Raw genomic sequence first — 25,068 nt, 5'->3', positions numbered from 1 at the left:
CTTGAGGCGGGCAGCGCAAATGCTGCTGCCCGCTTTGCCTAAAGATTTCTATCGAATCACTTATCAAAACAATACAATAATCCAACGGCTATGAAAAAAGCAAGTTTCCTGATGATGATTGGACCTTTGTTTCTTCTGGGCTTATACTTTTTCCCTTTGTGGAACATTATGCTCGGAGCACCTCAATATCCTGAGCCTTTGGGTATGAACATTCATATTGATGGAATTCAGGGGGTAAACGAGTTTGATATTCAAAATATAGATGGCCTTAACCACTACATAGGAATGAAAACCCTTCCTAAGTCTGAAGATATGTGGGAGTTTTCAACTTTCCCATTGATCATAGGAGGTATGGTGGCACTGGGGGTTTTAGTGGGCTTATTGGGTTATTTCAAAATTCTTTCCCCAAATTGGTTTGTGGGTTGGTTTATACTGATGTCCATTTTGGGAGTGCTGGGCATGTATGATTTTAATGCTTGGATGGTTGATTACGGTACTAATTTGGACCCGAATGCTATCATGAAACTTGCCAATCCCGATGGAACTCCGATGACCTATAAGCCTCCACTTTTTGGACATGTGAAAATGTTGAATTTTGACGTAACTTCATTACCGTCCTCTGGAGCTTGGATGATGTTTACGGGAATGATGTTGACTGTGCTTGCCTTTTTATTGGGTAGAAAGACTTGGAAATCCAAACCAAAGCAGGCCAAACTTCAAACAATGAAAGTAAAGGTTAAAAAATGAGATTCTACCCAGTTTTGATAGGCTTATTGATTTTGATGCTAAGCTCATGCACCATCGGGCCCAAGCCCATCGAATATGGGACGGATGCATGTCATTTTTGTAAAATGACCATTGTAGATAAGCAACATGCGGCTGAGTTTGTGACCGATAAGGGTAAAGTATATAAGTTTGATGCCTCGGAATGTATGCTCAATCAATTGGAGGAGTTCGACGGTACTAAAATAGCCTTGTTCCTGGTAAATGATTATAATTCCCCTGGGCAACTGGTCGACGCATCTGAAGCTACGTTTCTTATTAGTGAAAATATTCCAAGTCCCATGGGCGAATATTTAACGGCGTTCGAATCAAAAGAAGAGGCTCAGAAAACCCAGCGAGAAAGCGATGGTCAACTTTTCACCTGGGAAGAACTTAAAGCAAAGTTTCAAACTCGCTAAGCCATTTCGTTATACATGATATCCCTCCGCACTCTTGTTTCGCTCATCTGTTTTCTATTGACAAACGGACTTATTGCCAATACCATTTTGGTCTGTAATTCATGTAAAGCCAATTCGGTCAAAAAAGGTATTGCCCTAGCCTCGGATTTTGATACCCTCCTCATCAAAAAAGGGATTTATAAAGAGTTCAATATTGTTGTTGACAAACCACTCACTTTGAAAGGTGAAGGTTTTCCTGTAGTAGATGGCGAAGATAAAGGTGAAATCATACGGATTGTAGCCGACAACGTAACCATCGATGGCCTTTTTATTGTCAATGTTGGTACAAGCTATACATCAGACTATGCAGCCATACGCGTTGTTAAAAGCAAGAATTTCTTGATTCAAAACGTGGTTCTTGAAAAGCTTTTCTTTGGAATCTACATTGAGAAATCCAATCACGGCAGAATATATCACAACAAAATTATTGGAGACGCCAAGGATGAGTATAACTCGGGAAATGGTATTCAGCTCTGGTACTCCAATCATGTGGAAGTAGAACGAAATATCGTTCAAGGTGTTAGGGATGGTATCTACCTGGAGTTTTCAGATGAAGTTCTGATTAAAGACAATGCCAGCACCAACAACCTTAGATATGGGCTTCATTTTATGTTTTCTAATGACGATGTGTATACGAACAACATCTTCGAAAACAACGGTGCGGGTGTTGCCGTGATGTTTTCCAAACGGATAAAAATGTACGACAATACTTTCCGAAAAAACTGGGGAACCGCAGCCTACGGAATGCTACTGAAAGAAATTAACGATGCTGAAATTTTTAACAACACCTTTGAAGAAAATACGATAGGAATCAACATTGAGGGCTCAAATCGAATTGTATATAAGGGCAATGATTTTAAGAACAACGGCTGGGCCATAAAAGTTTTGGGAGCCTGCTATTCCAATACGTTTACACAAAACAACTTTCTGTACAACTCTTTTGACATTTCCTATAACAGCCGTCTTAATGATAATGTTTTTGATAAAAATTTTTGGAGCGACTACACAGGGTACGATTTGAACAATGATGGTATAGGGGATGTCCCCTATCGGCCCGTAAAATTATTTTCCTACATTGTAAACAGAACTCCCGAAACTATAGTCCTTTTGCGTAGTTTGTTCATGGATATCATCGATTTTTCAGAGAAAGTATCTCCGGTATTCACACCGGATAATCTTTTCGATACAAATCCTCTAATGAAAAAGAGTCATGATTGAAATAACCGGTCTTCACAAGAAGTTTGGCAAAAACGAAGTTCTACGGGGCATCGATTTGGACATTCAGTCCAAAGGCATTGTTGCCATATTGGGTCCGAATGGGTCTGGCAAGACCACTCTGATAAAATCTATTTTGGGAATGGTAATCCCCAACCGGGGGAATATTTCAATTTCAGGGAATAGCATCAAGAATCAATGGGCCTATCGCAAAGAAATAGAATACCTGCCCCAGATTGCCAATTTTCCAGGGAATCTAAAGGTCAAAGAGCTCATTCACATGATCAAGGACCTTCATCAAAAACCAACAAACGACGAGCAGTTGATTGACTTGTTTGGCCTTCAACCTTTTTTGAACAAAAAACTCAGCACGCTTTCCGGAGGAACCAAACAAAAAGTAAATATCGTGCTCACTTTTATGTTTGACAAACCGATGATCATACTGGACGAACCCACAACCGGATTAGATCCAAAGGCCTTAATCCATCTTAAGGAGCTCATACAATATGAAAAAACCAATGGGAAGACCATTCTGGTCACGTCACATATCATGAATTTCGTTGAGGAGGTGGCCGATGAAATCATATACCTGCTAGAAGGAAAAATATACTTCAAAGGAAGTGTGGATGCATTGAAAAAACAGACCAAACAAAAAAATGTGGAACACGCGATAGCGACCATTACCCAAAACTCTACGCATGTTTAAAATTTTAAAATACAGCTTTTATGATTTAATGCGAAGCAGTTGGAGCTATGTATATTTTCTCTTTTACCTAGCACTTGGTTTTGTATTGTTGTTTTTAAATAATGATGTTTCCAAGGCGGTCATTACCTTGATGAACATTATCATTGTACTTGTTCCTTTGATCGGGACGATTTTCGGGGTCATGTACTTTTATAACTCAAAAGAATTTACTGAGTTACTGCTGGCTCAGCCCATCAAACGCTCCTCCATTTTTTTAGGGCAATATTTAGGCGTTGCTTTTTCGCTGACCTTGAGCCTTCTTTTGGGCCTTGGGATTCCTTTCGTCATTTACGGTCTCCTTGAGAGCACCGCTATTTTCGATTTCACCCTACTCCTTGTGAACGGTGCCTTTTTAACATTGATTTTTACCGCTCTATCTTTCAATATCGCCTTGGTAAACGAAAACAAAATCAAGGGTTTTGGGTATTCCATTTTGGTTTGGTTGTTTTTGGCAGTGATTTATGATGGGCTTTTTTTGATGTCCCTTATTGTTTTTGAAGAGTATCCCCTAGATACCTTCTCCTTGGTCGCCACGCTCTTAAACCCTATTGATCTCTCGCGGACATTGATTTTACTAAAGTTGGATATATCGGCCTTGCTGGGATATACTGGCGCTGTATTTAAAAATTTCTTCGGAACCAACCAAGGGCTGATCATTTCGCTTTTTACTTTAATACTCTGGACTTTTTTACCTGTATGGCGACTTTTGTTCAAGGCCAAGCGGAAAGATTTTTAAGTCTTGGAGGTTTTTTGCTTGATATGCTCTTCCTTTCCTCCCGCTACTTTGTTTTTTCTTAATCCATACAAAATCAACCCGTTAAATTTTAGTTAATTGGCAACAGGGGAAATATAGATCCTTCAAAATTGGATATTTTTAAGGAAACACCTATCTCATGAAAAAGTTACTGACCACCTTTTCACTGGTAGCCATCATCTTGGTTACCATAGCCGCTACAATTACAGACACAAAGAGCGATTTGAAAGCAGGATTTGTGGTGGGAAATCCTGAAATCGAATCCATGGATAAACTCTCCTTCGGACCGGAGGGAATTCTATTTATCGGAGATACCAAAAAGGCGTCGGTCTATGCCGTCGATACCAAGGATGTTGTTCCCAAAGAAGAAGGTGGTGAAATCGCCATCAAGGGCTTTGATCAAAAAATCGCCGCTTCCCTAGGCACTACTACCGACAAAATCAAAATCAATGATATGGCCGTAAATCCCATTTCCAAAAATGTTTATTTTTCGGTAAATGTCATGGATGGCACCCCTGTAATTTTGCGACTTAAGGGAGAGGGATTTGAGAATGTTCCTGTGAATGACGTCTCCTATTCAAAGATTGAGCTTAACGATGTAATCGCCTCTGATGCCAAGGACAAATGGGATAGGGATTTGAGGATTTGGGCCATTTCCGATTTAATGTACCATAACGGCAAAGTATTGATTTCGGGGCTAAGCAATAAGGAATTCGGCTCCACCTTTAGAAGCATTCCTTTTCCTTTTAATGACGCACAGGAATATGCTTCGCTCGAAATATGGCATGCAGCCCATGGGGCTTATGAGACCCATGCCCCCATAAAGACCTTTGATGTCATCAATATCAACAACCAAGACTATTTAATGGCAAGCTATACCTGTACGCCACTCGTACTGTTCCCGATGTCCGACCTAAAGGACGGCACCCACACCAAAGGTCGAACTGTTGCCGAATTGGGCGCTGGCAACTCTCCTTTGGATATGATTTCATATGAAAAAAATGGACAAAAATATTTTCTGATGTCAAATACCAATAGGCCTGTAATGCGTATCAAGTACAAGGATATTGCCTCTTTCGACAAGACGCTCACGGAGCCTGTCACGGTTTTTGCGGAAACTGAAGGCGTTCCTTATGACAATTTGCCCTTTCCCTATGTCCTACAAATGGATAATTTGGATGCTACCAATGTGGTTTATTTACAAAGAACCTCAAATGGAGATCTCATTTTGAGAAGTCGATCAATCGAGTGGATGTAGCCATTCGTAAACATGAAAAGATACATAGCGATTCTGTTCCTGGCCTTCTTATGCGTTTCAAGCTGCAAAAAGGAAGATGAATTACAGGTTCTCGGTATTGACTATTTAAACGGAAAGGCAGTGGCGGTGCGTTTTAGAACTTCCGTCCAACACAGCGATATTGGTGTTTTTTTAGGTGATGAATCAGAAACTGCTGTATTGGGAGAAATACAGCCTTGGGAAAACATCTATCAATTTCGTCCTGTCGTGCCTTTTACTTCGAATATTACATATACCTTTCGGAGAAAAGATAAAAAGGTCTTGGCAAATTTTGCGCCAATAGATCAAAACAGCGGAAAACCTCCTGAAATATTGGCAATTTATCCTTCGAAAGACGCTGTACCTGAAAATCTGCTAAAGCTGCATGTTCAATTTTCAGAACCCATGCAATCTGTGGGTAGTGCCTTGGATTACATCAAAGTAATAGATAATACTTCGAATGAACAGGTATCTATTTTTCTGGCATTGGAGTCGGAACTATGGAACCAAGAACATGACCTGCTAACCCTTTGGCTTGACCCTGGACGAATAAAAACTGGATTGATTCCCAATAAAACACAGGGGTTACCTTTAAAAGAGGGGCATCAATACGCCATACAGTTCAGTAAGGAATGGAAATCAGCCCAAGGAGTCGAGCTTAAGCAACCCTACTTTAAGAACTTGGTGGTTGTCCAAAGAGATGGAAACAGGCCCAAACCCCAGGATTGGACTATGGAAACACCAAATCCCAATACGAAAGACCCATTGACCATACTTTTTAATGAGACTATGGATGCCATTTTAGCCAAGGAAACCATACACATTAAAAACGAAATTGGAGAAGAAATAAACGGAAAATTTACTTTGCTCTACCAAGAAACTGCTGTTCGATTTGAACCGCTGGAAAATTGGGATACAGGAAAGTTTAAGATAGAGGTGGAATCACGATTTGAGGATTTGGCCGGAAACAATCTCAACCGGCTGTTTGACAAAAAGGTTGAAAATTTTGACATGGATAGGGAAGTACTAAAGGAAATTGAATTCCTCATAAAATAATTCCACATTAAAGACTCAAAGAATATTTAATTCAATTCCTTACTATTGACTGGCAATAACACCCTACCGTTCCTGTTGGGTTTCTTGTTTTTTTACAATTCATTACCTTTAAAGGAACATTGAAGTTTCAAAGGCCATTGTGGCCCTTGCAGGTAGTTTCCCTTAGCTCGTTTCTAAAATCAAATGCATGTTTTGTCTAGTCTATCGATCCACGGCTAGCCCTTCCTTTAAAAAGAGCCAGATTACCGAAATGCTTGAAAAGGCCCGAGTATTGAATCAAGAAAGGGATATTACGGGATGTTTGTTGTACTACCATGGTGAGTTCCTGCAATATCTAGAAGGCAATCAAATTAAAGTACTTTCTTTGTTTGATCGAATCAAAACAGATCCTCGCCATACCAATGTTGAAGTACTCTCCAATGCTGAAATAAAAAAAAGGGAGTTTCACAAATGGGAAATGGCTTATGAAGATTTTTTGGGCGACAGCAATGAACTCCAGTTCTTAAAACTGCTGACCAGTTCATACATTGAAACGCCAGATGAAGGCATGGAACCCAATCCCACATCTTTGTTTTTCTGGAGGACGGCCAAAAGACTTTTACATGCGAAGACCTCAAGCAGTCTTTACAGATAAAGGTTAAACAGTTCTTCCTGAGGGCAGCAACTTCCAACTTATAACCATTGCCTTCCAATTCTTAATAATTGATTTCAAGACCTGAATAGATAATGTGAAATTTAGTTTCCGACTTGGTCATTTTTTGCTAGCTTGCACCCGCCAAAATGCCCACGTGGTGGAATTGGTAGACACGCTACCTTGAGGGGGTAGTGTCCTTCCGGACGTGCTGGTTCGACTCCAGTCGTGGGCACAAAACCGCATTTAGTGCGGTTTTTTTATGCTATTTTGTTTCTCTTTCAACCCAAGTTATCCACAATACATCCTTAATAAATAACCAAATTTTAAGACTATTTATTAGGACGACCCGATATTAATTGTAAATTTGTTTAACGATTATAACAAAAAGATGAACAATGTAAAAAAGTCTTTTAGTATTCGTGATATGGAGAACCTTTCAGGAATAAAGGCCCATACCATTAGAATCTGGGAAAAACGTTACAACCTATTTTCTCCTGAACGTACAAGCACCAACATAAGGTACTATAGCTTAGCCAGCCTCCAAAAGCTCTTAAATATTACGCTTCTTTACAATAATGGATACAAGATTTCCAAGATTGCAAAACTCGAGGAATCACACATCCCAATTATGGTTCGTGAAATTGTGGCCAACAACAGCGAAAAGAACCATGCCATAAATGCCTTTAAGCTGGCGATGATCAATTTTGATCAAACCTTGTTTTTAAATACATACAATAGCCTTCTTTCTGAAAGGTCATTTCGGGATATTTTCAATGAGGTGTTCATTCCCCTTCTCAATGAGTTGGGTCTCCTATGGCAGACAGACACCATCAGTCCGGCCCATGAACACTTTATCACTCATTTGATCAAACAAAAAATATACATCAATACAGAAAAGCTCCAATTGGTGGAACCGACCAAGAAGGACAAAGTTTTTTCACTTTTTTTGCCCGAAAATGAAATCCATGAAATTGGATTGCTCTATCTCAATTATGAGATTACCTTAAGAGGCTATAAATCAATCTATCTGGGTCAAACAATGCCTATAGAGAGTTTGGTGGATCTCTTGAAATATTATGACAATATCAACTTTGTCTCCTACTTTACCGTTTCCCCCACAAAAGATGAACTGTTAGATTACTTTAAGAAATTTTCCAAAACCTTAAACAGTTCAGGGAATTCAAAACTTCTGGTTTTGGGCCATCAAATTCAGTATATTCCGGAAAGCTCATTGCCAGAACATATTTCAGCCTTCAATTCTATAGAACATTTGATTTCTTCACTTTGAGTAAATTGATAAGGTTACATGAAAAAAATAGTTGTCATAGGTTCCGGTTTTTCCTCGCTATCTGCTTCTTGCTATTTGGCCAAGGCCGGTTATGATGTTTCTGTTTTTGAGAAAAATACCACTGTTGGGGGAAGAGCCCGACAATTGCATAAAGATGGTTTTACCTTTGATATAGGCCCCAGTTGGTATTGGATGCCAGACATTTTTGAGAAGTTTTTCAATGATTTTGGAAAAAGTACCTCCGACTACTATCAGCTCGATAAACTTGACCCAGCGTACAAAATTTTCTTTGAAGACGATGTGATCACCATTGGTGATTGTATGGACAAAATTTGTGAGGAATTCGAAAGGATAGAAGTTGGAAGCAGTAGCCATTTAAGAAAATTTATTGGGAAGGCCCAAGAAAACTATGACATTGCCATCAACAAAGTGGTTCTTCGCCCAGGACTATCTCCCCTCGAGTTGGTCACCAAAGAAACCGTTTTTAGGGTGGATCAATTTTTCAAGACCATAAGCCAAGAGGTGCGAAAACGCTTCAAGAATCCAAAGTTGGTCTCTACCCTAGAGTTTCCCGTACTTTTTCTGGGAGCCAAGCCTAGCAAGACGCCTTCATTCTATAGCTTCATGAATTTTGCGGATTTTGGTCTTGGTACATGGCATCCAAGAGGTGGGATGTATGAAATCATCAAGGCCATGAAAAGCTTGGCAGAAGAACTGGGAGTTACTTTTCACACGAACAGTCCTGTGGAGAAAATAAAGGTCGAAAATGGGAAAGTGATAGGGATAGAGTCGAATGGCAATGAATTTATTTCTGATTTTGTCATCAGCGGAGCGGATTATCACCACTCCGAAACCCTTTTGCCAAAACAATATCGGCAATATTCAGAATCCTATTGGGAGAAGAAAACCTATGCTCCCTCCTCCCTACTATTTTATGTTGGTTTCAACAAAAAATTAAAGAATATAGAACATCACAATTTATTCTTCGATACCGATTTTGAAAAACATGCCGAAGAGATTTATGACCGTCCACAATGGCCCAGTGAGCCTTTGTTTTATGTCAATTTCCCTTCCGTAACCGACGCTTCCATGGCTCCTGAAGGGTGTGAGACCGGTTTTTTCCTGGTTCCTATAGCTCCCGGTTTGGAAGATACTCCGCAATTGCGATTACAATACTTTGATATTGTTATTGATAGATTTGATAAGCACACAAAACAATCCACCAGGGAGTCCATTCTTTTTAGAGAAAGCTTTTGTGTGAACGATTTTGTTGAGCAGTACAATTCATACAAAGGCAATGCTTATGGCATGGCCAATACCTTGAAACAGACTGCCTTTTTGCGACCCAATTTGAAAAGCAGCAAAGTAAAAAACTTGTTTTTTACAGGTCAGCTTACAGTTCCCGGGCCAGGGGTGCCACCTTCCCTGATTTCTGGAAAATTGGTATCGGACTTAATCCTACAAAAAGCTTAAGAAGATGAAAACTATTTTCGACAACGTATCATATACCTGCAGTAGAATTGTGACCCAGTCCTACAGCACTTCCTTTGCGCTTGCCACAAAAATGTTGTCAAGTTCGATCAGGGCCGATATCTATAATATTTATGGTTTCGTAAGGTTCGCCGATGAGATTGTGGATACCTTCCATGACTACGATAAACAACAGCTTTTTGAAAAGTTTGAACAGGATTTGGAGGATGCCCTGGAAAACAGAATAAGCTTAAATCCCATCCTGAATTCATTTCAACATACCTATCATACCTACGATATTCCCAAACACCTTGTGGATTCTTTTATGAAAAGTATGCGAATGGATCTTTCCAAGAAAGAGTATAAGACCCATGCCGAGTACAAGGAATATATTTACGGTTCCGCGGATGTGGTTGGACTCATGTGTCTTTGTGTATTCGTAAAGGGAGACAAACAGCAATACGAAGAGTTGAAAGAGTCAGCTATGGCACTAGGGTCCGCATTCCAAAAAGTGAACTTTCTTCGAGACCTTAAGGCTGACTTTGAACAATTGGAGCGAACCTATTTCCCAAACACCAATTTGTTGGAACTGGACGAAGTATCCAAAAAAAGGATTGTGGATGAGATAAAAGCTGACTTTGCCAAGGGATATTCTGGAATTGTAAGATTACCCGAGGAGGCCAAATTCGGTGTTTACACCGCATACAAATATTATAACAAGTTGCTCCAAAAACTTCAAAGCACGCCCCCTTTGGAAATAAAAAATACGCGAATTCGTGTTCCAAATTATCAAAAATTCGGACTTTTGGCGAAGTCTTATGTCAATTATAAACTTCAACTGTTTTAAATGAAAATTGCACTCTGGATCTTCATTTTTATTAGCGTGTTCTGTATCATGGAGTTCATGGCATGGTTTACCCATAAATATGTAATGCACGGCTTTCTGTGGAGTCTGCACAAAGACCATCATCGCAAGGACCATGATTCGTGGTTCGAGCGCAACGATGCTTTTTTCATCTTCTACGCAGTGGTCAGCATGTCGTTCATCATGATTGCGAACAATACCACCTTTTGGTACGGTTGGCCCATTGGATTAGGCATATTGGCCTATGGCATTGCCTATTTCTTTGTCCATGATATCTTCATCCACCAAAGATTCAAGATGTTTAGAAATGCCAACAATTGGTATGCCAAAGGAGTGCGCAGGGCCCATAAGATTCATCACAAACATCTCGGGAAAGAAGATGGGGAATGCTTTGGAATGTTGTTTGTTCCTTTTAAATACTTCAAAAAATAATGCCAAGAGCCATAGTGGTGGGCTCAGGTATCGGTGGAATCGCCACCGCAATCCGATTGAGAGCTAAAAATTATGAGGTTTTGGTATTTGAGTCCAATCACTACCCAGGAGGTAAGCTTCATTCCAAAATGCAGGATGGGTTTCGATTCGATTTAGGGCCTTCTCTTTTTACAATGCCCCAATATGTAGATGAGCTTTTCGAATTGCACAGGAAAAATCCCAGAGAACATTTCAATTACCAAAAAAAGGAAGTCATCTGCAATTACTTCTGGGATGATGGCACGCGTTTTTCTGCTCAAGAAAATCAAGAAAAATTTATTTCCACAGCAGCCAAAACCTTTGGTGAATCTGAGGTAACCCTTGAAAACTACATTAAAAAGAGTACGGAAAAATACAATTTGACCGCCTCTCTTTTTCTGGAAAAATCATTGCATAAATTAGGCACATATCTATCCAAAGATACATTGAAAGCCATATTGCAATTGGGAAAACTAGACATTTACAAGTCACTGAATGACACCAATGAAGCCACTTTTAAAAGCGACAAGATGGTGCAATTATTCAATCGATTCGCCACCTATAACGGATCATCTCCCTATCAAACTCCAGGTATTATGTCGATGATTCCCCATTTGGAGATGCACTATGGCACCTATTTTCCGAAAGGGGGTATGCATGAAATTACACAGTCCCTTTTCCGTTTGGCGCAAGAGGTCGGCATTGAATTTCGTTTTGAAGAAGCTGTCGAGGAAATTCTTATTGAAAATGGAAAAGCTGTGGGCGTAAAGGCCCAAGACAAAACATATGATTCAGACCTCGTCGTGTCCAATATGGACATATATCCCACATTCAAAAAACTGCTTCGCAAGCAAAAACAACCCAAAAAAGTTTTGCAACAAGAACGTTCAAGTTCTGCTCTTATCTTTTATTGGGGAATTTCCAGAACTTTTAAGGAGCTAGACTTGCACAACATTTTTTTTAGCAACGACTATAGGTCTGAATTTGAACATATCTTCAAAAAGAAAACGGTATATGATGACCCTACGGTCTATATCAACATAACCAGCAAAAATGAACCACAAGACGCACCGGAAGGCAATGAAAATTGGTTTGTAATGGTGAATGCTCCGGGCAACTACGGCCAGGAGTGGGATTTATTGAAAGCCGAATGTAGAAAGAATATTGTGAAAAAACTGAGCAGCTTGTTGAACGTCGATATTGAACAACACATTATAAGTGAGTTTACGCTAGATCCCATTGGTATTGAAGAAAGCACGAGTTCGTACAGAGGTGCTTTATACGGTGCTGCCAGCAACTCTCGCTTTGCAGCCTTTTTAAGACATCCAAATTTTAGCTCACATATAGAAAATCTGTATTTCTGTGGTGGATCTGTCCATCCGGGAGGAGGTATTCCACTCTGCCTATTATCAGCAAAAATTGTTAGCGATTTAATTCCCACTGCATAAAATGTCCTTTAAACCTCAATTTCGAATTTGGTTTGCGGCCTTTCTAGTTTGGCTGTTTCATCTATCCGCAATAATTGGAATGACCATTGGTCATAAAGAATGGTTTTTGGAGAAGACTCCTTTGAACCTTTTTATAAATCTTATTTTATTCATCTGGGTTTTTTCAATCAACAGCATGAAAAAGGCCTTGCTGTTTCTCCTCTTTTTTACAATGGGAATGTTCGCAGAATGGTTGGGTGTCAACCACGGAATTCTTTTCGGGGAATATGTCTATGGAGAAAACTTAGGTTTCAAATTGGATGGTGTACCCTTACTTATAGGATGTTTTTGGGCTTTATTGGCATTTACAACAGCAGCGATAGTAAGTCCTTTAAAAATATCAATCTATGTTAAAATGGCCCTGGCTGCTGGCTTAATGGTCCTTTTGGATTACTTCATGGAGCAGAATGCACCTAACTTTGACTTTTGGACATTCGAAGGACATGTACCTATAAAAAATTATATTACGTGGTTCGCAATTGGGTTGTTGATGCAGATTTTCCTTTGGAAGTTCAAAATCTCAGGAAACCGGGCAATTTCCATACATCTTTATGGAGTCCAACTACTTTTCTTTGTTTACTTTTTTCTAGTTAGGGTCTAATGACGGTAGTGGGTTTTTCCCTTCCCAGGTTCCAATGGATCTGTAGGGTTGAAAACGGGAAAACAGTTCTTCCTTGTACCAATCCAAGATACGGGTCTGCCGAATGGCTCCCACATGAGGGTTATTTTGGTAAGCAAACGAATCCAATGACTTTTTATCTTTCCAAACACTGAACGTGGCCATGTGCTTTATAGGTACTTCTCCAAATCCTTTGGTGTAGATCAAACCATCATTTTCTAGAAGTCCGTGCTGCGATTTAGGAACATATTTCCAGAACTTAAACAGGAGTTTCGTTTTAATGTTGGCCCTGGTAATGGCCACTATGTAGGGGTTGTTCTGGTCCAAAGAAGGACTTTTTTGGAAAGGATTACTACCAGACCATTCCCCCCTACTTATCGAGCTTTTTAAAAATAGGATCCAAGATTCCTCAGTCCGATTTTGATACTTTCTTATCAATTTTGATGAAGCAAAGAAGTCTTCGGCCTGTTTTTCATCGTTCCAAATTTGAAACAAGGCATACACGCTCCAATCCGGTAAGGGATTAAACCCCTTTTTACCGCTACCCAAGAGTTTATAAAACTCCAAACCAGAACTACCTTTCAAATGTTTATGGGCAAACTGCATCATGCCAAATGCCCAAAGTTTGTTCCTTAACCCAGAGTATCTAAAAAGGGTAATGGTGGTTATCTGAGACATAGCCTATTCTTGCAAAAGTTGATCTAATAGCTCCCGAGTGGACTGCGAATTCCAATCGGCCGCACCTTTTTCTGCAACAACGATTTCTCCGGATTTGCTCAAGATATAGGTGGCTGGAATACTTCTCGAAATTAGAAGATCGGGAGTGGATAAAGTTTCAAAAAAAACAGGGAATCCGTATTGCTTTTTGTCTAAAAAAGAAACCACTTTCTCTTTTTGATCATTGGCTACAAATACAAACGCAATCTTCTCGTGGTAATCTTGGTATAGATCATTTAAACTAGGCATTTCCGCCACACATGGAGGACACCAAGTCGCCCAAAAGTTTATCAAAACCACTTCTCCTTTTAAATCAGAAAAGCTAATGCCATTCCCTTCAAGGTCCTTTAATTTCCAGTTGTACGCCTTTAACTTCTCTCGATTATCAATCTCAATAATGTTGGCACTTGTTGCAAAGACCTTTCCTACCAACACTCTGGCATAGAAACCTAGCGGGGTAAATAGAATCAGCACAATGGCCAATATCCATATAACATTGCTTATTTGGTCTTTTGAGAGTTTCTTAATCATTCAGCGATCAAACGATCTAGTACACCATACACTTTGGACGTACTCCAATCGGCGATTTTTTTCTTGTAAATTACAATGTTCCCCGACTTATCAATCAAATAGGATGAAGGAACCTCATCGGGATTTATAGGCATTTTTTCGCCAATGATTAAATACGTAACCGGAAAGGTAAATTCATGTTTCTGCATAAATTCCTCTACCGGAGGTCGGTTTTCATTGGTAATGATATAAAAATCCATTTGCCCCTTGTATTTGTCGTACATTTCTTGGATACTTACCAATTCCGCTTCGCAAGGAAGTCTCCAAGAGGCCCATAGATTAATGAAGACCACATTGCCCTTTGATTTTTCGAAGTTGAAGAAATTCCATTCTTCATCCTTTAGTTTCCAGTTATAATCGGTGATTTTTTCTCTTTCCGATTCCTCAATGACCGGAGGTGAAAAAGAAAACAATCGATTAAGAAAAATCTTTCCGTAATGACCCAAGGGGGTTACAAAAAAAGATAGGATGAACAATATCAACGTAATATTTAAAATGGTCTTCTTGGTAACTTTCATTGAAAAGAGTTTGTTCCAAACCAAAAAACTCCTGATACAAAATCAGGAGTTTTCAGGCTTAGTTTCTTAAAATTTAAGCATTTTGTTTTTTGATCTTGTTTAGAGCAGATCCTTCATTAAACCAATCAATCTGAGCTTCATTATAAGAATGGTTGGCAATAATAGTGTCTTTGCTACCATCAGAGTGAACCACTTCAAGGGTCAAAGGCTTGCCAGGGGCAAAGTCCTTGATATCAACAAAATTGAAAGTATCATCTTCTTGAATAAGGTCATAATCGCTTTCATTGGCGAAAGTCAGTCCCAACATTCCTTGTTTTTTAAGGTTGGTCTCATGAATCCGAGCAAACGATTTTACCAAAACAGCTGCAACACCCAAGTGTCTGGGCTGCATTGCCGCATGCTCCCTTGAAGATCCCTCTCCATAATTATGATCCCCAACAACAATGGTCTTAATGCCTTCTTTCTTATAGGCTCTTTGCGCATCAGGAACTGCAACATACTCGCCGGTCAGCTGATTTTTCACAAAATTGGTCTGCTTGTTATAGGCATTGACCGCCCCAATGAGTGTGTTGTTGGCAATGTTGTCCAAATGTCCTCTGTACCGCAACCAAGGACCTGCCATGGATATGTGGTCCGTAGTACACTTACCAAAGGCTTTGATCAATAGTTTAACACCTTGTAAACTATCTGGATCTATAGGTACAAAAGGCTCCAACAATTGAAGTCGTTCGGATGTAGGTGAAACCACAACCTGTACACCGCTACCGTCTTCCATTGGAGCTACATAACCGGCATCTTCCACAGCAAACCCTTCAGGAGGAAGTTCATAACCTCTTGGTTCATCCAACATTACCTCTTCTCCATCCTCATTAATCAACTTATCGGTCACTGGATTGAAATCCAACCGACCAGAAATTGCTATTGCGGTAACCAACTCAGGGGAACCTACAAAAGCTAAGGTGTTCGGATTCCCATCGGCTCTTTTGGCAAAGTTTCGGTTAAAAGAGTGAACAATAGTGTTTCTAGGTCCATCCGCCGCTTTATCTCCATAGCGGTCCCACATACCAATACATGGGCCACATGCGTTGGCAAAAACGGTAGCGCCTATAGAGTTAAAGGTATTGATGAAACCATCACGTTCTATGGTGTACCTCACCTGTTCAGAACCTGGTGTAATGGTGAATTTTGATTTTGTTTTTAGGTTTTTTTCGGAGACTTGCTTGGCAAGGGAAGCTGCTCGTGAAATATCCTCGTAGGAAGAATTGGTACACGAACCGATCAACCCAACCTCAACATTCAATGGCCAATCGTTTTCTTTGGCCGCTTCGCTCATTTTTGAAATAGGGGTCGCCAAATCTGGAGTAAATGGCCCATTTAAATGGGGTTCCAAAGTATTGAGATCAATTTCAATCAGCTGATCAAAATACTTTTCAGGATTTTCGTAAACAGCGGGGTCGGCAGTCAAATGTTCTTTAACGGCAAGGGCAGCATCCGCTACATCTTCGCGGTCAGTTGCCCTCAAATAGCGGTCCATGGATTCGTCATATCCAAAAGTGGACGTGGTTGCTCCCACCTCTGCGCCCATATTGCAAATCGTACCTTTTCCGGTACATGACATGGAAGTTGCTCCTTCTCCAAAATATTCCACAATCGCTCCTGTTCCACCCTTCACGGTCAAAATATCAGCAACTTTTAGAATAACATCTTTTGGAGCTGTCCAACCGGAAAGTTTCCCCGTCAGCTTCACTCCGATTAATTTCGGAAACTTAAGTTCCCACGCCATTCCGGCCATCACGTCAACCGCATCAGCACCTCCTACGCCGATGGCTACCATTCCCAATCCTCCGGCATTAACGGTATGTGAATCGGTTCCTATCATCATCCCTCCCGGAAACGCATAGTTCTCCAATACCACCTGATGGATGATTCCCGCTCCAGGCTTCCAAAAACCAATACCATATTTATTGGAAACAGACTCCAAAAAGTCAAAAACCTCATTACTGGTTTCATTGGCTCTTATTAAATCGGCATCCGCCCCAACTTTGGCCTGAATGAGATGGTCGCAGTGAACTGTAGTAGGAACAGCGACTTTGGGCTTACCTGCATGCATAAACTGAAGCAAGGCCATTTGTGCCGTAGCATCTTGGCATGCAACGCGGTCGGGCGCGAAATCAACATAGTCTTTTCCACGCTCAAAAGTTTGGGAAGGAGTTCCCTCCCATAAATGCGAATACAATATTTTTTCAGCTAATGTAAGTGGTCTTCCAACCAGTTCTCGGGCCTTTTCAATACGCTCTCCCATGTTCGCGTAAACCCCTTTTATCATCTCAATGTCAAATGCCATTATAGAATTGGATTTTATGATTTTCGTAATTCCGTAAAATTACTAAAATACCGAGGATTTAGGAACTAGAATTTCACTAAATAAGGGGTGTAGCCAATAGTTGGATCAAAGCAATTCTGAAATGATTTTTTCCTCTGAGATACCTTCAGCCTCAGCTTTGTAGTTTTTGAGGATACGATGCCTTAAAATTCCAGTGGAAACGGCCCGAACATCCTCGATATCTGGGGAAAACTTTCCGTGAATGGCTGCATGTGCCTTTGCACCAAGTACCAAATACTGCGAAGCTCTCGGTCCTGCGCCCCAATCCACAAAATTGTTTACATATTCGGTCGCACCTGAAGTACCAGGACGAGTTTTATTGACCAATCGCACAGCATAGTCTATAACATTGTCTGGAACCGGAATACGACGAACCAGATGTTGCACTTCGATGATTTCATCCGCACTGAGGAGGGTATTCACCTGTACCGTTTCATCATTGGTCGTAGTTTTCACCACTTCAATTTCTTCTTCAATGGAAGGATATTTCAACTCAATGGCGAACATAAAACGGTCTAACTGCGCTTCTGGCAAGGGATATGTTCCTTCTTGCTCAATCGGATTTTGAGTTGCCAGAACAAAATAGGGCATATCCAATTTGTATTGTTGCCCTGCAATGGTAACCGCCCTTTCCTGCATGGCTTCCAGGAGAGCTGCCTGAGTTTTTGGAGGAGTCCTATTGATTTCATCTGCCAATATGATATTCCCAAAAACAGGTCCCTTGATAAACTTGAAGTTTCTATTTTGGTCTAGAACCTCACTTCCCAAAATATCACTGGGCATCAAATCCGGGGTGAACTGAATTCTCTTGAAATCGAGTCCCAAAGTCTGTGCAATGGTATTAACCATTAAGGTCTTTGCAAGACCCGGTACGCCAATCAAGAGTGAATGTCCACCAGTATAGATGGAAAGCAGAATTTGCTCAATTACCTTCTCTTGACCGATGATGACCTTTGCAATCTCGGAAGTAAGGGCTTGGTGTTTTTTTACAAGGTTTTCTACGGCTGCAACGTCTGACATGCAATTATTCCTTTACCCAGTTGTTTGCAAAATCGCAACCCTTATTGTCATCGTTGACATGGATGTAGGTATCTTCTATGTGCTCGTCCATCCATTTTTTAATGGCCTTGAATTGTTTTTCCCGTAAAGCTAGTTCTTGAATCTTTAGATAGTCTTTGGCAAAGTCGGCCTTATGCTCGTCATACCGATTGGAGATTTGCATAATCTTAAATTTTGGAGGGCCACCCCTGGGGTCATCTTCCCGAAGAGGGCGCGATATTTCCCCATCTTTAAGATTTCGTACTTGATTGTACAAGGTCGGGTCCATTTTGGTCAACTCGAACCGGGAATCAAAATTAATTGGATTTCGGAGCAGTCCACCATCGAACTTGGTCTCCTTCTCATCAGAAAAATTAAGAGCGCCTTCAGCAAAATCGTATTTGCCATCGATAATGTGCTGCCGAATGGTATCCAACTCCTTTGCCGCATTATCCAGCACTTTCTGTGGAATTTCTGGTATCATCAAGATATGTCTCAAATCGAGTTCTTGTCCCCTTATTTTTTCAATGTAAATAATGTGATACCCAAAAATCGTCTCGAAAGGTTCTGAAATCTCGCCTTCTTGCAGACTAAATGCCACATCCTTAAACTCTTTCACAAAAGGTGTTTCACGGGTCATGCTGTAAAAGCCTCCATTCGACTTGGAACCAGGATCCTTGGAATAAAGTATGGCCTTTACATTAAAGCTCGCATCGTTTTCCAGAACATCCTGCCTAATCTCCTTCAATCGGTTGATGACCTTTTGTTTTTCTTCTTCCGGGGGTTCGGGTTGTTTGACAATTTGGGCAATTTCAAGCTCTGCTCCGAACACCGGTCTTTCATCTTCTGGAATCTTATTGAAGAACTGTCGTACTTCCTCCGGAGTGACCTCTATTTCCTCAACAATCTTGTTCTGCATTTTTTCAGAGAGCATCCTCAACTTGTTGATTTCAAAAAGCTCTGTCCTAAAACTTTCGATGTCAGGCTTCTTATAAAACTTCAGCACCTTCTCAAGAGAACCTACTTGGGAAACCAATTGTTGTATTTGTCGGTCGCTTTGCCCGTTCACCTGGTCATCAGAGACCAAAAGGCTATCTTGAACCGCCTGGTGCGCATACAATCTGTCCTCCATCAATTTACCCAGAAGACCACAACGCGTAATATCTTGTGTGGATGCCCCTTGACTTTTTAAATCAATCAAGGTTTTATCAATATCAGATTCCAAAATGACGTAATCACCAATTACTGCGGAAATCCCATCGAGTTTCACCCTTTTCGTTGGTACGGTCGTTTCTGTGGTATCTTTTTCACTTGCCAAAGCCATATCATCGGTTTGGGCATTCAGCATTCCAAAAAAACCAATAAGGGTCAAGAGAGTAAAATACCTATTCTTTGTCTTCATAAACTTCAAATTCATTTTTCTTAATCGCTTCGTCTATTACGTCAGTCTTTAACTTTCTAACGTAATCTAGCCTTCTTCGGTTCAAAATCAACTGTTTTATCTCAGGCCAGATATACTCAAAAGGAGCGGTGTCATTCACTTCCAAAACATTGGTGACCTTTCCCAAATATACCTCCAAGGAGTCCTCTATCTCAAAAAATTGTGATTTTTTTAAGTAGTCCTCCTCATTTAAGAAGGTCATCGGCGGAATTTCTTCCAAGACACGGGAAGAACTGACCCATATGGAGTCGTTAAAGTGCAATTTTTTAAACTGAACCGCTATGGAGTCCAAGTATCTTTTATCGGCATCGGTCCATTCCTTCATTCGTCGTGTCACCTCATCCTTATCCAAAAATTGTTTGGGAAGGCCGACGAACCTCAGCTGAATCAGTTTTTCGTTCAGCTTAAAATTTTCCTTCTCCTGCTCGTAATAGGCACGCAGTTGTTCTGTGGTTATTGAGGTATCTTGTGCTTTGAACACCAAAGCTTCCAAATAGGCACGCGTGTACAAATCCGTGCGATAATCATCCACCAATCGGTCAAATTCCACCAATTTTTCCTCGGGAAGGTTGACTTTGGATTTTGACAGCATCAATTGTTTCGATGCCCAATCGTTGATATAGTTTGAAATAAACAGTGCACTATCTTGCTCTGTCATATCTTCGGTGATCAATGAAGCTACATCCTCTTTATAAAGGTAAACGTCACCTACCCTTGCCAAGGGTTCCTTTTCACTATCCTCTTTAAAAAGCGAATTGCATGAAACAAGCAATCCCAAAACCAATGCAAGAAGAAATCTATTTTTTTGGAGCAAAAGCATTTGGCAAAAATAACAATTACGCCTCGCCGCACAAGTAGGTTTTATTATCATTAACAGTTTTACGCTAAGAATCGCAATAACAATATTTTAGGTACTTTAGTGGAAAACCTGCCAAAATGAAATACACCACTGAAATTATCGTGGATCTTCCTCGGGAAGAGTTCATTAAAAAACTGGACAATCCTGAAAATATGAAGCATTGGCAACGTGGGTTGGTCGGATTTGAGCAGATTTCCGGGGAGCCAGGGACTGAAGGTGCACAGATGAGTCTGAGCTATAAAATGGGAAAACGCGAGTTTGATATGGTTGAGACCATTATTAAGCGGAATTTTCCAGAGGAATTCCACAGCACTTATGATACCAAGGGGGTGCATAATGTTCAAAAAAATTACTTTAAAGAAGAGAACGGGAGTACGAAATGGATTTCTGAGAGCGAATTTGAGTTTTCTGGTTTTTTCATGAAATTCATGGCCTTTTTAATGCCAGGTGCTTTTAAAAAACAGTCCATGAAGTACCTTCAAGATTTTAAGTCCTTTGCCGAAGAGGGTAAATCTGTACTTGACAACTAACCATCGAATGGAGAAAGTTTTAGACCGAAAAATCAAACTCATATGGGATTTTAGGGGTCCCAGCGCGGCAAAAACCGCTGAACATTATCAGAAACATTTGCAAGAGTTCGTGGTGCTCGAAGAATTGAAGTTAGACATTACCGGATTTCAACACTATAGCGACATGCACAGTATTGCCTTTCTAGTGGTCGCTGAATTTGAGATGCCAGAGATTCGGGACATCTTAAAACCCAATAGAGGCGAGATTTATTTGGAGGATTAACAGAAAAGGCCAAATCATGACCAGATACGCAATTTTGCTTCTCATATTTACGCTTTGCTTCCACTTTTCCTGTTCTGAAATGGAAACCGCTCATCCTTTACAGGAGGTGTTGACATCGGAAAATCCGAAAATAAAACGCGTTGTTGATAGTTTGGAACAACACCAACTTCAAATTATTTATACGCAAATAGATCGTAAAAATGACAGCGTTTTTTTTACCGACTTTGAATTTCAAGTGGATAAAAACAACTATTTCTATCCAGCAAGTACGGTCAAATTTCCAGTGGCTGTTGCCACTTTGGAGAGGCTTAACGAGATTGACACCCTCAATCTAGATAGTCGATTTTATATCGAAGGGGATTCCGTAGAGACAACTTTTGGCAAAGCCATATCTGAGATTTTTGCGGTTTCAGACAATGCTGCCAATAATCGTCTCATCGAGTTTTTGGGACAGGATGACATCAATAGACGGGTGAGCGCAAAAGGTGCAGGTCCATTTCGGTTGGCACATAGGCTTTCCACTTCAAATGCTGATGATGTTACCACGAAACCCTTGGTGGTTTATGAAGACGATTCCACCACAGTCATTACTACCTCCATTGTTAATTCACCCCCAAAACCTCTAAGTCTAAAGAACATTCAGAAAGGTCGAGGATTTTATGCAGATGACTCACTTCACCTCGAACCCTTTGATTTTTCATTAAAGAACTACTACCCCATTGAGACCCAGCACAATGTTTTAAAGCGGATTATTTTCCCGAAAACTTTTATCGAAAAGGAACGTTTTAACTTAGGTGAAGCACAGTACGAACAGCTCTATTCCGCAATGCATACCTTGCCTGGAGAACTGGGATATGATGCTGAGGAGTTTTATGACAGCTATGTGAAGTTTTTCATGTTTGGGGACTCCATCGACCCTATGCCCAAGCATATTGAAATTTATAACAAGGTGGGCTATGCCTACGGAACCTTAACAGATTGCGCCTATATCAAGGACACCAAAAACAACATTGATTTCATGATCACGGCCACTATCCTGGTGAACCAAGATGGTATTTTTAATGACGATGCCTATGAATACGATGAAATTGGCATCCCGTTTTTGGCGCAATTGGGACGAGAAATATATGAGATAGAATTAAATCGGAAAAGATGAACAAACTAACTTTTGACCAATTCACCAAAAAAATATATATCAAGGCCCCCTTGGAAAAACTCTATTGGTGCTGGGGCACTTCGGAAGGAATATGTTCTTGGTTTTTAAGAAAGGCTGATTACACCAAAAAAGATGGAACGCTGCGAAAATCTGACGAAAACATCCAAAAGGGGGATTTGTATACTTGGGAATGGCATAATTGGGATGGACAGGCTCAAGGAGAAGTTTTAGAGGCCAATGGAAATAATCATTTGACCATTTCCTTTGAGGATAGCCATGTTTCCGTTTCCCTAGAGGAGTCCAAAAATGCCGTATTGGTCATTTTAAAACAATTCAATATTCCCACCGATGATGAAAGCAAGCTTAATATTCATCATGGTTGCAGCAATGGTTGGACCTTTTGGTTGGCCAATCTCAAAGCTTATTTGGAGCATGGAGTCTTGCTCAATGAAACCGAATTTGACCTAACTAATATTCCGTTGGCCGGATTTGAATTCGTCAACATGTAAAAAAAGCACCGTAAAAACGGTGCTTTCATCATCAAAACAAACAACACTTGACACTTAGGGCATTACAACATCCTCAATGATGTGTATTACCCCATTCGAAGCAACAACATCAGTCTTGGAAATTTTGCTGTAATTTCCGTTGGCATCCATCAAATAAATGCCACCATCCTTCTTCATAGCAGTCAATTTCCCACCGTTCAAAGTTGTAAGTTCTGCTTTTCCATTTCCTTTTTCAAGGGCAGCGGCAACATCAGTGGCCATAAGCTTTCCAGAAACCACGTGATAGGTCAAAATAGCAGATAGCTTTTCTTTATTTTCTGGTTGAAGCAAGGAATTCAATGTATTGGAATCGATTTTGGCGAATCCTGAATTTACCGGAGCAAAAACCGTAAAAGGTCCATCCCCTTTTAAAGCACCTACCAAATCGGCAGATTTAAGTGCAGTTACCAAAGTGGAAAAATCGTCCACCGAAACTGCAATATCTACAATGTCATTTGACTTTTGAGCTTGGCTTTGTTGACAGAATAGGAATAAAGCAAAAGTGGATAGAACAAAGATTAATTTTTTCATTTTTCTAGATTTAATTGTTAATGATTTCTTTTTTGTTGCGCGCTTTCAACCCTATCTACACGGACTTGTTCCCTATGGATGAATGCATTCCATTTTTATCATATCTTTAACAGTGCCAATGAAAACCGACTTTGCTGACAAAAGGCTTATTGATCGCCTGGTTTCTGGAGATAAAAATGCCTTGTACACCTTGTATGACAAGTATTCCGGAGCCTTATACGGAGTAATATTGCGGATGTGCAGGGATGAAGGTCAGGCCCAAGATTTACTTCAAGAGACTTTTGTCAAAATCTGGAAGAATATTGCATCCTATGATGCCTCCAAGGGCCGCTTTTATACTTGGGCGTATCGCATAGCGCGGAATACCACCTTAAATGGCATTCGTTCCAAAAAAGAGCTCATCCAAACCGATGATTTAAGTGTATATGATAGTAAGATGACTTCTGAGGAAGCTCCAGACTATACGGAACTCACGGGTTCTATTAAAAAACTGGAACCCCATCATCAAAAAGCGATTGCCTTGGTATATTATGAAGGTTATACGCACCAGGAAGCGCATGAGGTCATGGGTGTACCTTTGGGCACTTTTAAGTCCTATATTAGGCAAGCATTAAAGCAGTTGCGAAACACATATTCCAGCAAGGTGGTCTGGCTTTGGTTTACTATTGAATTGATGGCGTGATGGAAAAGAAAAGGATTTTGGAAGACGGGCTTTTAGAACAATACCTCACAGGAGAGCTTTCCAGTGAATTGCACGATCTTGTGGAAAAGGCTTTACAGGAAGATGCTGACCTTAAAGCCCAGTTCGATGCGTTGGAGGAGGATTTTCAAAGAATGGGCCTTGAACAGGCCATTACCCCTCCAGAGCACGTAAGAACAAATCTTCAAAAGCGCTTGGAGCAAACAGAAAGACGAAAATTAAATTGGTTCCCACTTTCCATTGCTGCGGGCTTGGCCCTCATTTTCGCCTTGAGTGCTTTTTGGCTTTATGGCAGGTGGCAAAATGCAGAAAACAAATTGAATTCGTTACAGAGCCAAACGACAGAACTTCAAAAAAGAATAGAGACGCTTGAGTCCGACTATCAGCTGACCTCAACACATTTGGAAAGCATCAACAATGTCGATGTGGTTCCTTTGGTGTTATACGGAAATCACAGAGCACCCAATGCCAAAGCTGTGGCCTACATCAACCATAAAAGCAAATTGGTCATAATCAACCCTAAAGGGTTGCCTTCGCTGCCAGAAAATAAAACGTACCAAATGTGGAGCGATGTAGAGGGGGTAATGATTGATATGGGCACCCTTTCCACAGATGAGGAGTTGATTACTTTAAAATATATCGACAATGCCGAATCACTCAATATTACCATCGAACCCGTCGGGGGCAATGATCATCCGACGGTTGAACAACTGGTATCCTATCTGAGCATATAGTG

The 25,068-nt window shown here is 40.5% G+C and carries 28 protein-coding genes and 1 tRNA gene; 21 read left to right on the top strand and 8 right to left on the bottom strand.

Going from position 1 to position 25,068, the window contains the following annotated elements; translation table 11 throughout:
• Positions 1–90 precede the first annotated feature (90 nt).
• The 15 genes from EW142_RS16455 to EW142_RS16385 all read left to right on the top strand — a co-directional run bounded on the left by EW142_RS16455 (position 91) and on the right by EW142_RS16385 (position 13,061).
• Positions 91–747, top strand: coding sequence for a hypothetical protein (locus tag EW142_RS16455; RefSeq protein ID WP_130615925.1), 657 nt, complete (start codon positions 91–93; stop codon positions 745–747).
• Positions 744–1,181 (top strand): nitrous oxide reductase accessory protein NosL, encoded by a 438-nt coding sequence (locus tag EW142_RS16450; protein ID WP_130615923.1) that lies wholly within the window; start codon positions 744–746, stop codon positions 1,179–1,181. Before EW142_RS16455 ends, EW142_RS16450 begins: the two co-directional genes overlap by 4 nt.
• Positions 1,182–1,196: 15 nt before the next feature.
• Entirely contained in the window at positions 1,197–2,438 is a 1,242-nt protein-coding gene (locus EW142_RS16445; RefSeq protein WP_130615921.1) for a nitrous oxide reductase family maturation protein NosD, read from the top strand.
• On the top strand, positions 2,431–3,141 hold the full coding sequence (locus EW142_RS16440; protein WP_130615920.1) for an ABC transporter ATP-binding protein: 711 nt from the start codon (positions 2,431–2,433) through the stop codon (positions 3,139–3,141). Before EW142_RS16445 ends, EW142_RS16440 begins: the two co-directional genes overlap by 8 nt.
• Positions 3,134–3,916: an ABC transporter permease gene (locus EW142_RS16435; RefSeq protein ID WP_130615918.1), complete on the top strand. Its 783-nt coding sequence runs from the start codon at positions 3,134–3,136 to the stop codon at positions 3,914–3,916. Before EW142_RS16440 ends, EW142_RS16435 begins: the two co-directional genes overlap by 8 nt.
• 157 nt (positions 3,917–4,073) lie before the next feature.
• Positions 4,074–5,192, top strand: coding sequence for a hypothetical protein (locus EW142_RS16430; RefSeq protein WP_130615916.1), 1,119 nt, complete (start codon positions 4,074–4,076; stop codon positions 5,190–5,192).
• Between the two features lie 12 nt (positions 5,193–5,204).
• A complete protein-coding gene (locus EW142_RS16425; protein WP_130615914.1) occupies positions 5,205–6,266 on the top strand; it encodes a hypothetical protein in 1,062 nt (353 codons plus the stop codon).
• 187 nt (positions 6,267–6,453) lie between these two features.
• Positions 6,454–6,900 carry a BLUF domain-containing protein gene (locus tag EW142_RS16420; protein WP_130615912.1) on the top strand — a complete coding sequence of 149 codons (447 nt, stop codon included), beginning with the start codon at positions 6,454–6,456 and terminating at the stop codon, positions 6,898–6,900.
• 148 nt (positions 6,901–7,048) lie between these two features.
• Positions 7,049–7,132, top strand: a tRNA-Leu gene (locus tag EW142_RS16415).
• 156 nt (positions 7,133–7,288) lie between these two features.
• Positions 7,289–8,188: a MerR family transcriptional regulator gene (locus EW142_RS16410; protein ID WP_130615910.1), complete on the top strand. Its 900-nt coding sequence runs from the start codon at positions 7,289–7,291 to the stop codon at positions 8,186–8,188.
• Positions 8,189–8,206: 18 nt separating this feature from the next.
• Positions 8,207–9,661 carry a phytoene desaturase family protein gene (locus EW142_RS16405; protein ID WP_130615908.1) on the top strand — a complete coding sequence of 485 codons (1,455 nt, stop codon included), beginning with the start codon at positions 8,207–8,209 and terminating at the stop codon, positions 9,659–9,661.
• Between the two features lie 4 nt (positions 9,662–9,665).
• On the top strand, positions 9,666–10,505 hold the full coding sequence (locus tag EW142_RS16400; RefSeq protein ID WP_130615906.1) for a phytoene/squalene synthase family protein: 840 nt from the start codon (positions 9,666–9,668) through the stop codon (positions 10,503–10,505).
• Complete coding sequence (locus EW142_RS16395) at positions 10,506–10,955, top strand: sterol desaturase family protein (RefSeq protein WP_130615904.1); 450 nt, start codon at positions 10,506–10,508, stop codon at positions 10,953–10,955. It abuts the gene before it with no gap.
• A complete protein-coding gene (crtD, locus tag EW142_RS16390; RefSeq protein WP_205783311.1) occupies positions 10,955–12,421 on the top strand; it encodes a 1-hydroxycarotenoid 3,4-desaturase CrtD in 1,467 nt (488 codons plus the stop codon). Before EW142_RS16395 ends, crtD begins: the two co-directional genes overlap by 1 nt.
• Position 12,422: 1 nt before the next feature.
• A complete protein-coding gene (locus tag EW142_RS16385) occupies positions 12,423–13,061 on the top strand; it encodes a carotenoid biosynthesis protein (RefSeq protein WP_130615900.1) in 639 nt (212 codons plus the stop codon).
• On the opposite strand, the gene EW142_RS16380 is transcribed toward EW142_RS16385, so the two are convergent.
• The 7 genes from EW142_RS16380 to EW142_RS16350 form a co-directional block, all read right to left on the bottom strand.
• Positions 13,047–13,757 (bottom strand): DUF3291 domain-containing protein, encoded by a 711-nt coding sequence (locus tag EW142_RS16380; RefSeq protein WP_130615898.1) that lies wholly within the window; start codon positions 13,755–13,757, stop codon positions 13,047–13,049. The genes EW142_RS16385 and EW142_RS16380 overlap by 15 nt on opposite strands.
• A gap of 3 nt (positions 13,758–13,760) precedes the next feature.
• On the bottom strand, positions 13,761–14,327 hold the full coding sequence (locus EW142_RS16375; RefSeq protein ID WP_130615896.1) for a TlpA family protein disulfide reductase: 567 nt from the start codon (positions 14,325–14,327) through the stop codon (positions 13,761–13,763).
• Positions 14,324–14,884, bottom strand: a complete 561-nt coding sequence (locus EW142_RS16370; RefSeq protein ID WP_130615895.1) for a TlpA family protein disulfide reductase — start codon at positions 14,882–14,884, stop codon at positions 14,324–14,326. The genes EW142_RS16375 and EW142_RS16370 overlap by 4 nt, the downstream gene beginning before the upstream one ends.
• Positions 14,885–14,957: 73 nt before the next feature.
• On the bottom strand, positions 14,958–17,228 hold the full coding sequence (locus EW142_RS16365; RefSeq protein ID WP_130615893.1) for an aconitate hydratase: 2,271 nt from the start codon (positions 17,226–17,228) through the stop codon (positions 14,958–14,960).
• 105 nt (positions 17,229–17,333) lie between these two features.
• Positions 17,334–18,287 carry an AAA family ATPase gene (locus EW142_RS16360; RefSeq protein ID WP_130615891.1) on the bottom strand — a complete coding sequence of 318 codons (954 nt, stop codon included), beginning with the start codon at positions 18,285–18,287 and terminating at the stop codon, positions 17,334–17,336.
• Positions 18,288–18,291: 4 nt separating this feature from the next.
• Entirely contained in the window at positions 18,292–19,707 is a 1,416-nt protein-coding gene (locus tag EW142_RS16355) for a peptidylprolyl isomerase (protein WP_130615889.1), read from the bottom strand.
• Positions 19,691–20,566, bottom strand: coding sequence for a peptidyl-prolyl cis-trans isomerase (locus tag EW142_RS16350; protein ID WP_165395300.1), 876 nt, complete (start codon positions 20,564–20,566; stop codon positions 19,691–19,693). Before EW142_RS16350 ends, EW142_RS16355 begins: the two co-directional genes overlap by 17 nt.
• Positions 20,567–20,682: 116 nt before the next feature.
• Here EW142_RS16350 and EW142_RS16345 point away from each other — a divergent pair, with 116 nt between their 5' ends.
• Genes EW142_RS16345 through EW142_RS16330 form a run of 4 tightly spaced genes read left to right on the top strand, consistent with a single transcriptional unit; the run spans position 20,683 to position 23,062 of the window.
• Positions 20,683–21,135 (top strand): SRPBCC family protein, encoded by a 453-nt coding sequence (locus EW142_RS16345; RefSeq protein WP_130615885.1) that lies wholly within the window; start codon positions 20,683–20,685, stop codon positions 21,133–21,135.
• Between the two features lie 7 nt (positions 21,136–21,142).
• Positions 21,143–21,397 (top strand): hypothetical protein, encoded by a 255-nt coding sequence (locus tag EW142_RS16340; protein WP_130615883.1) that lies wholly within the window; start codon positions 21,143–21,145, stop codon positions 21,395–21,397.
• A gap of 16 nt (positions 21,398–21,413) precedes the next feature.
• The gene (locus EW142_RS16335; protein WP_130615881.1) at positions 21,414–22,553 is read left to right on the top strand and encodes a serine hydrolase; all 1,140 of its coding nucleotides are present in this window, start codon (positions 21,414–21,416) and stop codon (positions 22,551–22,553) included.
• Positions 22,550–23,062: an SRPBCC family protein gene (locus EW142_RS16330; protein ID WP_130615879.1), complete on the top strand. Its 513-nt coding sequence runs from the start codon at positions 22,550–22,552 to the stop codon at positions 23,060–23,062. The genes EW142_RS16335 and EW142_RS16330 overlap by 4 nt, the downstream gene beginning before the upstream one ends.
• A gap of 54 nt (positions 23,063–23,116) precedes the next feature.
• Here EW142_RS16330 and EW142_RS16325 read toward each other — a convergent pair whose 3' ends face one another.
• The gene (locus EW142_RS16325) at positions 23,117–23,632 is read right to left on the bottom strand and encodes a fasciclin domain-containing protein (RefSeq protein WP_130615877.1); all 516 of its coding nucleotides are present in this window, start codon (positions 23,630–23,632) and stop codon (positions 23,117–23,119) included.
• A gap of 118 nt (positions 23,633–23,750) precedes the next feature.
• Between EW142_RS16325 and EW142_RS16320 the strand changes: the two genes are divergently transcribed.
• Positions 23,751–24,314 carry an RNA polymerase sigma factor gene (locus EW142_RS16320; RefSeq protein WP_130615875.1) on the top strand — a complete coding sequence of 188 codons (564 nt, stop codon included), beginning with the start codon at positions 23,751–23,753 and terminating at the stop codon, positions 24,312–24,314.
• On the top strand, positions 24,314–25,066 hold the full coding sequence (locus EW142_RS16315; RefSeq protein WP_130615873.1) for an anti-sigma factor: 753 nt from the start codon (positions 24,314–24,316) through the stop codon (positions 25,064–25,066). Before EW142_RS16320 ends, EW142_RS16315 begins: the two co-directional genes overlap by 1 nt.
• Positions 25,067–25,068: the final 2 nt, after the last annotated feature.

This window comes from Flagellimonas allohymeniacidonis (assembly GCF_004296335.1).
GTDB classification, from domain to species: Bacteria; Bacteroidota; Bacteroidia; order Flavobacteriales; family Flavobacteriaceae; genus Flagellimonas; species Flagellimonas allohymeniacidonis.
The sequence above is the reverse complement of the archived record's forward strand: the minus strand, read 5'-3'. Positions and strand labels throughout refer to the sequence as shown.

Coding starts and splice junctions, on each gene's coding strand:
- EW142_RS16455 (WP_130615925.1), top strand. CDS start 91: ATGAAAAAAGCAAGTTTCCTGATGATGATTGGACCTTTGTTTCTTCTG.
- EW142_RS16450 (WP_130615923.1), top strand. CDS start 744: ATGAGATTCTACCCAGTTTTGATAGGCTTATTGATTTTGATGCTAAGC.
- EW142_RS16445 (WP_130615921.1), top strand. CDS start 1,197: ATGATATCCCTCCGCACTCTTGTTTCGCTCATCTGTTTTCTATTGACA.
- EW142_RS16440 (WP_130615920.1), top strand. CDS start 2,431: ATGATTGAAATAACCGGTCTTCACAAGAAGTTTGGCAAAAACGAAGTT.
- EW142_RS16435 (WP_130615918.1), top strand. CDS start 3,134: ATGTTTAAAATTTTAAAATACAGCTTTTATGATTTAATGCGAAGCAGT.
- EW142_RS16430 (WP_130615916.1), top strand. CDS start 4,074: ATGAAAAAGTTACTGACCACCTTTTCACTGGTAGCCATCATCTTGGTT.
- EW142_RS16425 (WP_130615914.1), top strand. CDS start 5,205: ATGAAAAGATACATAGCGATTCTGTTCCTGGCCTTCTTATGCGTTTCA.
- EW142_RS16420 (WP_130615912.1), top strand. CDS start 6,454: ATGTTTTGTCTAGTCTATCGATCCACGGCTAGCCCTTCCTTTAAAAAG.
- EW142_RS16410 (WP_130615910.1), top strand. CDS start 7,289: ATGAACAATGTAAAAAAGTCTTTTAGTATTCGTGATATGGAGAACCTT.
- EW142_RS16405 (WP_130615908.1), top strand. CDS start 8,207: ATGAAAAAAATAGTTGTCATAGGTTCCGGTTTTTCCTCGCTATCTGCT.
- EW142_RS16400 (WP_130615906.1), top strand. CDS start 9,666: ATGAAAACTATTTTCGACAACGTATCATATACCTGCAGTAGAATTGTG.
- EW142_RS16395 (WP_130615904.1), top strand. CDS start 10,506: ATGAAAATTGCACTCTGGATCTTCATTTTTATTAGCGTGTTCTGTATC.
- crtD (WP_205783311.1), top strand. CDS start 10,955: ATGCCAAGAGCCATAGTGGTGGGCTCAGGTATCGGTGGAATCGCCACC.
- EW142_RS16385 (WP_130615900.1), top strand. CDS start 12,423: ATGTCCTTTAAACCTCAATTTCGAATTTGGTTTGCGGCCTTTCTAGTT.
- EW142_RS16380 (WP_130615898.1), bottom strand. CDS start 13,757: ATGTCTCAGATAACCACCATTACCCTTTTTAGATACTCTGGGTTAAGG.
- EW142_RS16375 (WP_130615896.1), bottom strand. CDS start 14,327: ATGATTAAGAAACTCTCAAAAGACCAAATAAGCAATGTTATATGGATA.
- EW142_RS16370 (WP_130615895.1), bottom strand. CDS start 14,884: ATGAAAGTTACCAAGAAGACCATTTTAAATATTACGTTGATATTGTTC.
- EW142_RS16365 (WP_130615893.1), bottom strand. CDS start 17,228: ATGGCATTTGACATTGAGATGATAAAAGGGGTTTACGCGAACATGGGA.
- EW142_RS16360 (WP_130615891.1), bottom strand. CDS start 18,287: ATGTCAGACGTTGCAGCCGTAGAAAACCTTGTAAAAAAACACCAAGCC.
- EW142_RS16355 (WP_130615889.1), bottom strand. CDS start 19,707: ATGAAGACAAAGAATAGGTATTTTACTCTCTTGACCCTTATTGGTTTT.
- EW142_RS16350 (WP_165395300.1), bottom strand. CDS start 20,566: ATGCTTTTGCTCCAAAAAAATAGATTTCTTCTTGCATTGGTTTTGGGA.
- EW142_RS16345 (WP_130615885.1), top strand. CDS start 20,683: ATGAAATACACCACTGAAATTATCGTGGATCTTCCTCGGGAAGAGTTC.
- EW142_RS16340 (WP_130615883.1), top strand. CDS start 21,143: ATGGAGAAAGTTTTAGACCGAAAAATCAAACTCATATGGGATTTTAGG.
- EW142_RS16335 (WP_130615881.1), top strand. CDS start 21,414: ATGACCAGATACGCAATTTTGCTTCTCATATTTACGCTTTGCTTCCAC.
- EW142_RS16330 (WP_130615879.1), top strand. CDS start 22,550: ATGAACAAACTAACTTTTGACCAATTCACCAAAAAAATATATATCAAG.
- EW142_RS16325 (WP_130615877.1), bottom strand. CDS start 23,632: ATGAAAAAATTAATCTTTGTTCTATCCACTTTTGCTTTATTCCTATTC.
- EW142_RS16320 (WP_130615875.1), top strand. CDS start 23,751: ATGAAAACCGACTTTGCTGACAAAAGGCTTATTGATCGCCTGGTTTCT.
- EW142_RS16315 (WP_130615873.1), top strand. CDS start 24,314: ATGGAAAAGAAAAGGATTTTGGAAGACGGGCTTTTAGAACAATACCTC.